Here is a 12,758-nt window from a genome sequence, read left to right as displayed (position 1 = left end):
AGATTCAAACAATGGCAAGGGGCGGCGTCAATACCAACGACGGAGTAATATGCGATGACTTGAATCGACGGACGGAGAATGGCTTCATGGCTCGACCCAAGAACCAGGGAGCCCGACGCGAGGCGCTCATCGACGCGGCCGGCCGGGCGATTTCCGAACGGGGTATCGCGGGGCTGCGGATCAAGGACATCGCGGCCGAGGCGGGCGTCTCCGCCGGTTCGGTTCTCTACTACTACCCGGACCTCGACGACCTCGTGTTCGAGGTCCACCAGGGCGCCGTCGAGCGGTTCCTCGCCGACCGGCACAGCCGTACGGACGGCATCGCGGATCCCGTGGCACGGCTGCGCGGAGCCATCGCGTCCGGCCTGCCGGCCGACCCCGAGGACGCCGCGCACCGGCTGCTGTACGAACTGCACAGCAGGGCCGACCGCAGCGCCTCGCACGCGGCGCTCATGGGATCGCTCTTCGCCCGGGAGACCGCCCTCTACGCGACGATCCTCGAACTTGGTTCTGCCTCGGGCGACTTCACGCTGACCGAGCCCCTCCAGGACACCGCCCGCAATCTGGTGACCCTGGAGGACGGTTACGGCCTGCACATCGTCAGCCGCAACACGGCCGTGGACCGCACGGCCGCGCTGCGCATGATCGCCGGTTACGCGCGCACGGTCACCGGCTGCCCGGAGCTGTGAGCCGCCGAGCTGCGAGCCGCCGGCGCCGCTCCGCCGGTGCCGCGACTGCGGCCCGCGGGCTCTCGGTGCTCGGCCGGCTGCCCGCCTTCCCTCTTACCCGGTAAGGGAGTTGATCTCGCTGTGCCGCCGGCCCTCGATCGACTCGATGCGCGCGGCCTGCTCATCGGTGAGCACGTCGCAGACCCAGTCCCAGTGCAGCGCCACCCGGTCGCCGGGGGAGACCCCGGCGATCAGTGACCTGCCCCCCGTGGACCAGCGGACCGACTCCCGCCGTGGCGGCGCCGGTACGAGCGCCTCCCCGTCCCAGCTCAGCGGACAGGACTCCACGGTCGCCGACTCACCGTCGACACCGACGACCACACCCGTACGGATACGGCACTGGTCGAGCACGGACAGCGCGGTCGGGTTGCCGGTGCCGCGCAGCAGCACCGCCCACGGGTACACGTCGAACACCTGGAAGCTGTGGTGGGCGACGGCCCGGTGCGCCGCCTCCCGCCAGGTGCCGCCCGTCTGCCCCCGGAACCGGTCGAGGAGACGGGCCACCAGTGCCCCGGAGTCGGCCAGGTCCAGCAGCTCGTTGCCGATCCAGTACGCCTCCACCACCCGGACGTCGAGCGGATCGGGGATGCCGGCGGCCTCCGCCAGGAATTCGAGATAGCACCAGGCCCCCTCGAACTGCCGGGCCCGCTGCTCCATCCCGGCCACCGCCCCGGGACGGAGCAGCGCCGCTGCGTCGTCCGGACCGCAGTAGCCGAGCTCGTTGGGGGGATAGGCGTATCGCGCGAACAGCAGCGCGCCTTCGGCGCTCATTCAGCAGATCCGGGGCAGCTGCTCGCCGATCGGCAGCCCGACCACCCGGCTGCCGCCGAGCCCGGTCCTGGCCACCACCATCCCGGCGTGGTCCGGGACACAGGTGCCGATCCGGCAGGCCGAGCGGCCCAGCGGGTGGGCCCGCAGCGCGGCCAGGACCTGGTCGGCGCTCTCGCCGGGCACCACCGCGAGCAGCTTCCCCTCGTTGGCCACCTGGAGCGGGTCGAGCCCAAGGAGACTGCACGCGTCGCGGACCGTCTCCGGGACCGGCAACTCCCGTTCCACCAGCTCGATACCGACATCCGAAGCACGGGCGATCTCGTTCAGCGAGGCCGCGACCCCGCCACGGGTCGGATCCCGCAGCACATGCAGATCCGCACCGGTGGCGATCATGTCGGCGACGAGGCCGTGCAGCGCGGCCGTGTCGCTCTCGACCGTCGTGCCGAACTCCAGCCCGTCCCGGCAGCTCATCACCGCCACCCCGTGCACCCCGATGTCCCCGCTGACCAGCACGGCGTCCCCGGGGCGCGCACGGCGCGGGCCGATGTCGACGCCGTCGGGCACCATGCCGATCCCCGAGGTGTTGATGAAGACGCCGTCCCCACTGGCGCTGTCGACGACCTTGGTGTCCCCGGTGACCAGCCGGACACCGGCGGACCGCGCCGCAGCACCCAACGCCTCGGCGATACGGCCGAGTTCACTGAGTGCGGTGCCCTCCTGCAGGATGAAAGCCGTCGAGAGGAACAGCGGTACCGCGCCCGACATCGCGAGGTCGTTCACCGTCCCGTTCACGGCCAGGTCGCCGATCGACCCCCCGGGGAAGAACATGGGCTTCACCACGTAGGAGTCGGTGGAGAAGGCGAGACGGGGGCCGCCGCCGACGGACAGCACCGCGGAGTCGCCCAGTTCGGCCGCGGCCGCGGCGCCGTACGCGGGCAGGAACAGATGCTCGATCAGCTCGCCCGACATCGCGCCGCCGCCCCCGTGGCCCATCACCACGGACGGCGTCTCGCGCAGCGGGACCGGACAGACCCAGCTCTCGAAGTCGAGCTCGGCGGGGGACTGCATCGCTTCGGTCACTTGGCTTCGACCAGTTCCAGTCGGCGGTACGTGTGGTAGGCGGCGCAGGCGCCCTCGGACGACACCATCGTGGCGCCCAGCGGATTGCGCGGGGTGCACTCCTTGCCGAAGGCCGCGCACTCGTGCGGTTTGATCAGGCCCTGGAGGACCTCACCCGACCGGCACAGCGCCGACTCGGCCGTACGGATACCGGTCACGTCGAAGCGCAGCTCCGCGTCGAACTCCGCGTACGCGGGAGCCAGCCGCCAGCCGCTGCGCGGGATCATCCCGATGCCGCGCCATGTCCGGTCGGTCACGTCGAAGACGTCCCGCAGCATCTCCATGGCGGGCAGGTTGCCCTCCTCGCGTACGGCGCGGGAGTAGGCGTTCTCCACCTCGTGGCGGCCCTCTTCGAGCTGGACGACCGTGCGCCGGATGCCTTCGAGGATGTCCAGCGGCTCGAAGCCGGTGACGACGATCGGCACCCGGTACTTCTCCGCGAGCGGTGGGTACTCCGCCGTGCCCATCACGCTGCACACATGTCCGGCGGCCAGGAAGGCCTGCACCCTGCAGGTGGCGGACTCCATGATCGCCGACATGGCGGGCGGCACCAGGACGTGCGACACGAGCAGGGAGAAGTTCCGTACCCCCAGGCGCTTGGCCTGGTACACGGTCATCGCGTTCGCCGGGGCCGTGGTCTCGAAGCCGATCCCGAAGAAGACGACCTCACGGTCCGGGTTCTCCCGGGCCAGCTTCAGCGCGTCGAGCGGCGAGTACACCACCCGGACGTCCCCTCCGGCGCTCTTCACCGAGAACAGGTCCTGGCTGCTGCCCGGCACCCGGAGCATGTCGCCGAAGGAGCAGAAGATGACCCCCGGCCGGGCCGCGATGGCGAGGGCCCGGTCGATGATCTCCAGCGGGGTGACGCAGACCGGGCAGCCCGGTCCGTGGATCAGCTCCACACCGTCGGGCAGCAGCTGGTCGATGCCGTGCCGGATGATCGAGTGGGTCTGGCCGCCGCAGACCTCCATCATGGCCCACGGCCGCGTGGTCGCCGCGTGGATCTGGTCGAGCAGCTTCTTCGCCAGCTCGGGGTCGCTGAACTCGTCGAGATACTTCACCGGCCGACTCCTTCGGGGAACTCCTGCTGCCCGGCCCGTGCGGCGAGTTCGAAACCGTCGCCGAACTCCTCCTCCAGGATGCCGAGCCGGTCGAAGTCGGCCAGCGTCCGCTTGGCCGACTCCTCGTCGAGGCGCTGGATGGCGAACCCGACGTGCACGACGACGTACTCACCGACCGTCACGTCCGGGATGTACTGGAGGCACACCTCCTTGCGTACCCCGCCGAAGTCGACATCGGCCATCAACGTGCCGTCGACCTCGGCGGTACTGAGGACGCGCCCCGGAACTGCCAGACACATGGTCCCTCTTCTCTGTGGATCCGGTGGGATCCCGTGTGAATCTCTGCGGATGTCCCGGCGCACGGGGTCAGCCCGACGCCGCGATCAGGAGCTGGCCCAGCGCGATTCCCCCGTCGTTCGGGGGCAGGAGTCTCGGCCGCAGGACGGTGAAGTCCCTTTCCTCAAGCCCGTGTTGTACGGCCCCGAGGAGTACGGCGTTCTGGAATACGCCTCCGCCGACGGCCACCACCCCGAGCCCCGTCCGGTCACGTGCGTGCTCGGCAAGGGCGACGGTCAGGGCTGCGACGGAGGCATGGAACCGTGCCGCGATCAACTCGGCAGGGACCCCCGCCCCCACGTCCGAGACCACCGCGCGCACGACCGGACCGGGGTCGGCGACGACGGGCTCCCCGTCCACCGCCTCCCGGATCCCGAAGGTGTACCGGCCGTCCGTACCCGCGGCGTCCGGTCCGGCCGATCTGGCCAGCCCCTCAAGACCGATCGCGGCCTCGGCCTCGTACTCCACCTCCTGGCGGACCCCGGCCAGCGAGGCCACCGCGTCGAAGAGCCGGCCCATGCTCGACGTCGGCACACAGCCGAACCCGGTAGCGAACTGATGCGCCAGCACGTCCCGTTCCCTCGGCGGGCACGCCCGGACGGAGGGCAGCCGCTCGTCCCAGGCGACCCCGGCCGCACGGAGGTGGGCCAGCGCCATCCGGTACGGCCGGAGCACACTCGCGTCCCCGCCCGCCAGCGGCACGTACCCCAGGTGCGCGGCACGCTCGAACGACTTGTAGCCGGCGATGAGCACCTCGCCGCCCCACGCGGCCCCGTCCGTACCGGCGCCGGTGCCGTCGAAGGCGACCCCGATCACGCTCTCGCCCGCCGCGACGCCGTGCTCGCCCATGACGGACGCGACATGGGCGTGGTGGTGCTGCACCCGCCGCACCGGCCGGGACCCGGCGTGCGCCACCGCCCAGGCGCCCGACCGGTACCCGGGGTGCAGATCGGCGACCAGTTGTCCCGGCTCGACGCCGGTGATCCGCTCCAGCTGCCGCTCGGTCCGGGTCAGCGCGTCGTCCGTGGCCAGGTCGTCCATGTCACCGATGTGCTGGCTCACCCAGGCGTAGCGCCCCTCGCCCAGCGCGCAGGTGTTCTTCAGATCCGCGCCGACCGCGAGGAGCGGCGGTACGTCGAAGGGCAGCGCGAGCGGCAGCGGGGCGTAACCGCGCGATCTGCGCAGCGGAAGCTCCGCGCCCGCCACGAACCGGCTGACCGAGTCGTCGCAGGGCACCTCGATCCGCCGGTCGTGCCGCAGCCAGGCATCCGCCAGCGGCGCCAGCACGGTGAGGGCCGCCGCGTCGTCGGTGACGATCGGCTCGCCCGCCTGGTTGGCCGATGTCATCACCAGCGCATCGGGCCCCGGCCGGTCGTCCCCGATGCCGAAGAGCAGGACGTGCAGGGGGGTGTACGGGAGCATCAGCCCCAGATCCGGGCTGCCCGGCGCCACCGAGCCGGCGATCCCGGCGCCCTTGGGCGTCCCGCGCCGCGGCAGCAGCACGATCGGCCTGCTGACACCGGTGAGCAGGCGCTCCTCGTCCTCGGTCGGCGTCACCAGCTCCGCCGCCACGCCGGTGTCCGCGACCATCACCGCGAACGGCTTGCCACCGCGCCGCTTGCGCCGCCGCAGCTCGGCCACCGCCGTCTCGTTGCGGGCGTCGCACGCGAGGTGGTAGCCGCCGAGCCCCTTCACCGCGAGGATCCGGCCGTCGGCCAGCATTTCCCGTGCTCCCCGCAGCGCGTCCTCGCCGCTCACCGCCGGAGCCCCGTCCTTGCGGACCAGTTCGAGCACGGGCCCGCAGGCGTGGCAGGCGACCGGCTGGGCGTGGAAGCGGCGGTCGCCCGGATCGCCGTACTCCGCCCGGCACTCGGCGCACATCTCGAAGGCGGCCATCGTGGTCGCCGCCCGGTCGTACGGCACACCGGTCACGATGGTGAACCGGGGGCCGCAGTGCGTGCAGGTGATGAAGGGATGGCGGTAGCGGCGGTTCGCCGGATCGCGCATCTCGTCCAGGCACTCCCGGCACGTCGCGACATCGGGCGAGACCAGAGTGCGGGCCGGGCCGCCCCCACGGGACTCCCCGATGGTGAACTCCGTTCCGCCCAGGGGCGGCAGGTCCGACTCACCGACGGACTCGACCACCGCGAGCGGCGGTGCGTCCGTGCGCAGTCTCCTGCCGAACTCGGCCACCGCACCGGCCTCGCCCTCGACTTCGGCGACCACACCCGCGCCGGTGTTCACCACCGAACCGCTGAGGGCGAGTTCGCGGGCGCTCACATAGACGAAGGGCCGGAACCCGACCCCCTGGACCACACCGTGCACCTCGAACCGCCGCCGCACCCGGTCCACCGGGGCCGCCTCACCGGACGCGGGCAGCTCGTCACGGCCCCGGCCCATCATCTCCAGGCCGGAGAGCGCCTCCCCGGCCTTCGCCGCGTCGATGACCTCCATCGCGAAGCCCATGTGGAGGAGCACCCAGTCGCCGCTGACCGGAGGGGAGTCGAGCATCCCGACATTGATGCGCCGCTGCGCGCCCTCGACATCGACGAGCGCGAGCTGACCCGCATACCCGTCGACGAGCTCCACGACGCGCCCCGGAATGCCAAGGCACATGATCAGGACCTCCTGGTCGGGGCGGGCTCGGCGGGCAGCAGCCGGTTCATCAGAATCCGTACGGCGTCCATGGCCGCGGGCACCGCCGCGAGGACCGCGGGGCTGAGGCCGATGCCTTCACCGACGTCGGCGGGGGTGCAGCCCACGACGTAGGTGGACGGAAGAGTACCGCCCAGTTGCTCCAGATTCGCCAGCACTGCGACCGGGTTCATGCCATGTGCGTCGAATTCACCCGAACCGAGGTCGTCCGGCCCCACTTCGAGCACGGTCACCTCGCCGGGCGGCCCGCCGCCCGGGCAGGCGTCGACCAGCACCAGCGCGTCGTACCCGTCCAGCAGGTCGTACGCGAGGTGCATGCCCCGGATGCCGTAGTCCACGACGCGGACACCGGGCGGCAGAGTGCCCCCACCGGCGAGGGCGCGGACCACCTCGGGGCCGAAGCCGTCATCACTCAGGAAGAGGTTGCCGACCCCGGCGACCAGTACGCGTTCCGTCACCGGCGCCACACCCCGGCCGTCGCCGGGCCGGGCGCCGGGGCCGACGCCGCGCTCACATCGAACGCATTCGCAGATACCGGCGGATGTCCGGGATCGACTGCACTCCCACGGCCACGGCGGCTGCCACCAGAACGGCGCCCGCGACGGTGGTGATCACACCAAGGGTCCTCACGATGGGCTCTCCTCTCGGTTTTCGGGGGTGGTCCCGGCGGCCAGCGGCTCCAGCTCGTCGGGGGCGAAATAGAAGTAGCGGCCGTACCAGTCGTGCATGTCCGCCGCCGGATCGTCGACGAGGACCAGGGCGACGTGCGTCCCGCCGTCGACGTCCGAGAGCACCGCGGTCACCCGCGCCACCTGCCCGGCGAAGAAGAGGTCCTGGGCGTCCGCGCGGCGCGAGGGATGCACCCGCACCAGGCTGCCCTTGGAGACACTGACGCCGTCGATCACCACCGCGTCGGACGCCGGACGCACGCTCGCGTCCGAAGCGGGGTCCCACCAGGGCGCGCCGCCGGTGTCGAACCCGGGCGGCTCGCTGTTCCGGAGGTCGGCGTTCAGCGGCGGCGGCTGATCCTGCGGTGCTGCCGCGCGCGGATCGCGCAGCAGCCCGTGCAACTGCTGGAGATCCGCTGCGGACATGGCGTCGCAGCGTTCGATGATCTCCCTGGCCCGCGGGTCGGTGGCGCGCGCCTCGGCCTTCTCCTGCTCGGTCATGGTCATGACCCGCAGGGTGAGGATCTCGTCGATCTCGGTGGAGTCGAAGAGGGCGCCCGGGCTCTGCTCGGCCACCTCCGGATAGTCGTAGAGGATGATCGGTGCGCCCAGGACGGTGTCCACCGAGCCCTTGGCCCCGGCCAGGACCGGCCAGCACCTGCGCTGCCGGCAGCGGGCGGCGGCCGCCGCCGCGTGCTCCGGCGGTTCGAGGAGCGAGACGAACTCGCCGCCGTGCGCCCGCAGGATCAGATGCGCTCCGATCAGCGAGCTGCGGATCGCGTCGTCCTTGGACCCGGGCGCCCCGGGGTGCTCGTTGGCCACATCGAGCGACAGCCGCAGCAGACCGTCATCGGCGGTGGCACCCGCCCGGATCCGGACGTCCAGGGGCAGCCGGCGCCGTACGATACGGCCGGCCGGGGCGCCGTCCGCGTCCGTCAGCTCCTCCACCTCCTCGCCGCCGGGCACCGTGCGCCGTACCTCGGACGGCTCCGCCAGGGAGAGTCCGGGCAGCACGATCTCCTGCTCGACCGCCTCCTCCCAGCTCAGCACCTGGGCCCCGTCGACGGTCAGTGCGGCGACGGGGGTGTGGCCGCCGTCCGCCTCACGCCGCTGCACCTCGCGCACCTGCACCTGGAGGAAGCGCAGGTGCACCGTGACGGCGGCGGGCGTCCCGTCCGGCGCCAGCAGGCACTGCATCGCCATGTCCGGCTCCTCGCCGAAGCAGGCGGGCGAGGCCGACGGCGGCCCCAGGACACCGAACTGCCAGCGTGACCGGTTCTTGTGGGAGCTGGCCCGGTACGGGTACAGCAGGTACCCCTCGTACAGCACCGCGTCGGCGACCGTACGGACATGGTCGAGCGTCAAGGCGTTCACGGGGGTCACGGGACCACCTCTCCGGTCTCGGCCAGCAGGGTGTGGACCGTCTCTTCCCAGCTGATCAGCCCGTGCCGCGCACGGAAGCCGGCGAACTCGGTGATGACGTCGTGGTCGAGCCTGATCCACCCGGCGTTCGGGAAGTGGGCGGCGATCATCTCCCGCCACACCGCGACGGGCATCGGGTGACGGGCCTCGCAGTCCCAGGGCACCTGCCGTACTCCGAAGCCCGCGCTGCCCTTGGTGAAGACCGTCCCCGAGAAGAGCAGCGTGAGCGGGACCGCGCCTTCCCCGAGGGCGTGCAGATACCGCGAGCCGGTGACGTCGAAGTCGTAGGTGCAGGGCAGCGCGAGGTCGACCTCGGTGGCACCGGTGAACCCCTGGACCGTGGTGTTGCACTGCATCCAGAGGAACGGCCGCAGCGTGTCCGCCCACCGGGACCGCTCCCCGAACAGCCCGCGCAGCCCCTCCTCCTCGGCCGCGTCGTAGGAGCGGCGCTGCGGTTCGATACGGACCTGGCACTGCAGGACGATCGCGTGGATCCGCTCGCCGCTGCTCTCCTCGATCCGCAGCCGGGCCGTCAACTGGGGCGCCGCCGCGTACGGTTCGGACACCACGTCGAGCACCGAGAAGTCCAGTACGGAGAAGTCGGTGCCGCTCACGAGACCCCCTCCGCCGACACGGTCCTGCTGCGGCCGCGCACCTGCTCGAAGAAGGCGTCCATCGCCGCGTGCGCCTCACGGCCGCCGTCGAAACCGCGCCACAGCGTCCGCAGCCGGCCGACCAGTTCGTAGCAGGCGTCGATCGGGACCAGATGGCACGAGCCGTCCCCGGTGCCGGGGCGGCGGATCAGCAGCGCCTCGACGTCGGGGCGCAGCACCGCGAGCGCGGGCGCGGACCCGACGATGGAGTCCCAGGCCTCCAGCGGGAGTTCGGACTCGGTGGCGCCCGCGGGCCCGGGGTAGAACGCGACCGTGCGGTCCTGCACCGAGTTGCGGAAGAGGAACGCCAGGCCCACCGGGATCTGGAGTTCGTCCCAGGCCCGTGCGTCCAGCGGCACCCCGTCGAAGCGGAGGTACCGCTCCGGCACCGCGCGGTAGCGCATCCGCGCGTCCTCCTCGGTGAAGAGGAGGTAGCAGGCACGGCAGCTGCACATCAGCGCGCGGCTCTCCAGGTTCACCACGTGCGAGTGCTCGGGGGCGACCGCCTCCGCGCACATCTCGCAGCGCTCCCCGGCCGCGGGCTGCGGCCGGTTGCGGGTGATCCGCCGCAGCGCGGACACCGGGGTCGCCGTACGGCCCGGGGCACTCATGCGGAGACCGGTGCGGGCACCGCGACCGAGACCGTCGGGCCGTCCACGAGCAGGGGAAGCGGGTCCAGGTGCAGCCCGTCCTCGTCCAGACAGGCACCGGCCCGTCGTACGTCGTAGTGCGCGCGGCAGCCGGGGCACCGCAGCACCCCGTCACCGGACGCGCCGCCCAGTCTGCGGGCCAGCGCCGCGCCCTGAAGGGACCGGTCGCACCGCGCGCACCAGTCACGGAAGGCGAACAGGCCGGAGCCGATCCGGCAGGCCAGCACCGGGATCGAGCCCGCGGTGAAGTGCCGTACGGCACCGGACTCCAGGGTGTCGAGACCCGGCACGGCCTCCCAGGACGAACCGCCGTCGCCGGGAGCCGACGCCGCTTCGTGGAGCCGGGAGAACAGCGAGTCCACCGTGACCAGCGGGCCGGGTTCGCCCGCGCCGCTCTCGGCCGCAGCCTCCACTTCGATCCCGGTGATCTCCGGGGCGGCGGCCTCGACCGCGCTCTGCACGGCCAGCTTGAGCGTGGCCGACGACGAGGGGCACCCGTCGCAACTGCCGAGCAGCCGCAGTGTCACGACGCCTTCGGCCGTGACACCCAGCAGCTCCACATCGCCGCCGTGCGAACCGAGATACGGCCGGACGCTCTCCAGCGCCTCCTCGACCCGGGTCTCCACCCCGTACGGGTGCAGCCCGTGCACCAGCAGCAGACTGGCCACCAGATCGTCGGCCGCGAGAGCCGCCAGGACCTCGTCGTCCAGCTTGCCGTGCTCGTGCACGAGGTCGAGCAGCCGTTCCAGACCGGCGCCGTAGAAGTCCGTGACGAGCCGGACCAGTTCCTCGCTCCGCTCGCGGGCGACGGCGCCGCCCGCCGCGCTGGCGGCGATCAGGGTGTCGATCCGGTCCCCTGCCGACCGCCAGTCGGCGGGCCCGGACGCTGTCTCCTGTGTCATCACTCGCTGCCCGCGGACTGGGTGGGGGAGTGCAGCAGTTCCAGCTTCTTGCCCTCGCCGAGATACATGTGCACGCCGCAGGGCAGACAGGGGTCGAAGCTGCGCACGGTGCGCATGATGTCGATTCCCTTGAAGTGCTCCCGGTCGTTCTCCTCGAAGATCGGCTGGCCCTGCACCGCGTCCTCGTACGGCCCCGGCGTACCGAAGTTGTCCCGGGGGCTCGCGTTCCAGGGGGTCGGCGGGTACGGGTGGTAGTTGGCGATCTTGCCGTCCCGGATCACCATGTGGTGCGAGAGCACGCCGCGCACCGCCTCGGTGAAGCCGCAGCCGACGCCCTCCTCGGGGACCTCGAACTTCTCCCAGGTCTTGGTCCGGCCCGCGCGGATCTCCACGAGCGCCTTCTCCGCGAAGTGCAGCGCGCAGGCGGCCGCGTACGCCTGGAAGTAGGTGCGCGCCCGGTTGCGCTCGATCGTGTTGCTCCACTTCGGGACGTGCCACTCCAGCTCCACCGGGCCCTTGAGCGCGGTCTTGGGGAGGTTGATCTTGACGCTGTTGCCGGTGGCCTGGATGTACCCGATGTCGACGAGACCGGCCAGCGCGGTGGTCCACAGCCGGGCCAGCGGGCCGCCGCCGGTGTCGAGTGCGAGGTAGTCCTTGCCGTCGAACCAGCGCGGCGACATGACCCAGCTGTACTTGTCGTCCAGGTCCCGCTTCTGCGGCTGCGGGTTGGTGTGCTGGTTCCACGGGTGCCTGCGGTCGACCGGGTTGCCGAGCGGGTCCTCGGTCACGAACATCTCCTGCTCCTCCCAGTCGCCGTAGTACGACGAGCCGAGGAGGATGCGGATGCCCAGGTTGATCTTCACCAGGTCGGTGGTGACCAGCTTCCCGTCCACGACCACACCGGGGGTGACGTACATCTTCCGTCCCCACTCGGTCATGTCCTGGTACTTGAAGTTGCAGTGCTCCGGGTCCTGGAACGAGCCCCAGCAGCCCAGCAGGATGCGCCGGTTGCCGACCTGCTCGTAGCCGGGCAGCGCCTCGTAGAAGAAGTCGAAGAGGTCGTCGTGCATCGGCACGACCTTCTTCATGAACTCGACGTAGCGCTGGAGCCGGGTGATGTAGTCGGTCATCAGCTGCACGGTCGCCACGGTGCCCACGCCGCCCGGGTAGAGCGTGGAGGGGTGTACGTGCCTGCCCTCCATGAGGCAGAACATCTCCCGGGTCATCCGGCTGACCTGGAGCGCCTCGCGGTAGAACTCACCGGTGAACGGGTTCAGCGAGCGCATGATGTCGCCGATGGTCTTGTACCCGTGGTCCCCGGCGTGCGGCGACGGGGTGCGGTTGGCCTGCTCCAGCACACCCGGGTTGGTCTCCGCGACCATCTTCTCGCAGTAGTCGACCCCGACCAGGTTCTCCTGGAAGATGTTGTGGTCGAACATGTACTCCGCGGCTTCGCCGAGGTTGACGATCCACTCACCGAGGTGCGGCGGCTTCACCCCGTACGCCATGTTCTGCGCGTAGCAGGAGCACGTGGCGTGGTTGTCTCCGCAGATTCCGCAGATCCGGCTGGTGATGAAGTGCGCGTCGCGCGGGTCCTTGCCCTTCATGAAGACCGAGTAGCCGCGGAAGATGGAGCTGGTGCTGTGGCACTCGGCCACCACCTTCTGCTTGAAATCGATCTTCGTGTAGATGCCCAGGCTGCCGACGATGCGGGTGATGGGGTCCCACGCCATCTCGACAAGGTCGTCCTTGCCCTGCTTCCCGCTGCCACCCCTGCGTGTCGTCGCGGTCAT

At 71.2% G+C, this 12,758-nt stretch carries 13 protein-coding genes; 1 reads left to right on the top strand and 12 read right to left on the bottom strand.

Annotated elements, in window-relative coordinates; translation table 11 throughout:
* The first annotated feature begins 86 nt into the window (after positions 1-86).
* A complete protein-coding gene (locus tag OG285_RS06490) occupies positions 87-689 on the top strand; it encodes a TetR/AcrR family transcriptional regulator (RefSeq protein WP_371790471.1) in 603 nt (200 codons plus the stop codon).
* Positions 690-782: 93 nt separating this feature from the next.
* Here OG285_RS06490 and OG285_RS06485 read toward each other — a convergent pair whose 3' ends face one another.
* The 12 genes from OG285_RS06485 to OG285_RS06430 all read right to left on the bottom strand — a co-directional run bounded on the left by OG285_RS06485 (position 783) and on the right by OG285_RS06430 (position 12,758).
* On the bottom strand, positions 783-1,499 hold the full coding sequence (locus OG285_RS06485) for a DUF6390 family protein (RefSeq protein WP_371790470.1): 717 nt from the start codon (positions 1,497-1,499) through the stop codon (positions 783-785).
* Positions 1,500-2,567 (bottom strand): hydrogenase expression/formation protein HypE, encoded by a 1,068-nt coding sequence (gene hypE, locus OG285_RS06480; protein WP_356830403.1) that lies wholly within the window; start codon positions 2,565-2,567, stop codon positions 1,500-1,502.
* Positions 2,568-2,575: 8 nt separating this feature from the next.
* Positions 2,576-3,679, bottom strand: coding sequence for a hydrogenase formation protein HypD (gene hypD / locus OG285_RS06475; protein ID WP_356830236.1), 1,104 nt, complete (start codon positions 3,677-3,679; stop codon positions 2,576-2,578).
* Positions 3,676-3,978 carry a HypC/HybG/HupF family hydrogenase formation chaperone gene (locus OG285_RS06470; RefSeq protein ID WP_356830238.1) on the bottom strand — a complete coding sequence of 101 codons (303 nt, stop codon included), beginning with the start codon at positions 3,976-3,978 and terminating at the stop codon, positions 3,676-3,678. The genes hypD and OG285_RS06470 overlap by 4 nt, the downstream gene beginning before the upstream one ends.
* Before the next feature lie 67 nt (positions 3,979-4,045).
* Positions 4,046-6,631, bottom strand: coding sequence for a carbamoyltransferase HypF (gene hypF / locus OG285_RS06465; RefSeq protein ID WP_371790469.1), 2,586 nt, complete (start codon positions 6,629-6,631; stop codon positions 4,046-4,048).
* A gap of 2 nt (positions 6,632-6,633) precedes the next feature.
* Positions 6,634-7,128 (bottom strand): hydrogenase maturation protease, encoded by a 495-nt coding sequence (locus OG285_RS06460; RefSeq protein WP_371790468.1) that lies wholly within the window; start codon positions 7,126-7,128, stop codon positions 6,634-6,636.
* A 52-nt stretch (positions 7,129-7,180) separates the two neighbouring features.
* Positions 7,181-7,300, bottom strand: coding sequence for a hypothetical protein (locus OG285_RS06455; protein ID WP_371790467.1), 120 nt, complete (start codon positions 7,298-7,300; stop codon positions 7,181-7,183).
* Positions 7,297-8,721: a hypothetical protein gene (locus tag OG285_RS06450; RefSeq protein ID WP_371790466.1), complete on the bottom strand. Its 1,425-nt coding sequence runs from the start codon at positions 8,719-8,721 to the stop codon at positions 7,297-7,299. Before OG285_RS06450 ends, OG285_RS06455 begins: the two co-directional genes overlap by 4 nt.
* On the bottom strand, positions 8,718-9,374 hold the full coding sequence (locus OG285_RS06445; RefSeq protein WP_356830246.1) for a DUF6084 family protein: 657 nt from the start codon (positions 9,372-9,374) through the stop codon (positions 8,718-8,720). Before OG285_RS06445 ends, OG285_RS06450 begins: the two co-directional genes overlap by 4 nt.
* A complete protein-coding gene (locus OG285_RS06440; RefSeq protein ID WP_356830248.1) occupies positions 9,371-10,024 on the bottom strand; it encodes a DUF5947 family protein in 654 nt (217 codons plus the stop codon). The genes OG285_RS06445 and OG285_RS06440 overlap by 4 nt, the downstream gene beginning before the upstream one ends.
* Positions 10,021-10,965 carry a NifU family protein gene (locus tag OG285_RS06435; protein ID WP_356830250.1) on the bottom strand — a complete coding sequence of 315 codons (945 nt, stop codon included), beginning with the start codon at positions 10,963-10,965 and terminating at the stop codon, positions 10,021-10,023. Before OG285_RS06435 ends, OG285_RS06440 begins: the two co-directional genes overlap by 4 nt.
* Complete coding sequence (locus tag OG285_RS06430; RefSeq protein ID WP_356830252.1) at positions 10,965-12,758, bottom strand: nickel-dependent hydrogenase large subunit; 1,794 nt, start codon at positions 12,756-12,758, stop codon at positions 10,965-10,967. Before OG285_RS06430 ends, OG285_RS06435 begins: the two co-directional genes overlap by 1 nt.

The organism is Streptomyces sp. NBC_01471 (assembly GCF_041438865.1).
Taxonomy (GTDB): domain Bacteria; phylum Actinomycetota; class Actinomycetes; order Streptomycetales; family Streptomycetaceae; genus Streptomyces.
Note: the sequence above shows the minus strand (reverse complement) of the source record. Positions and strands in the feature narration are given on the sequence as shown.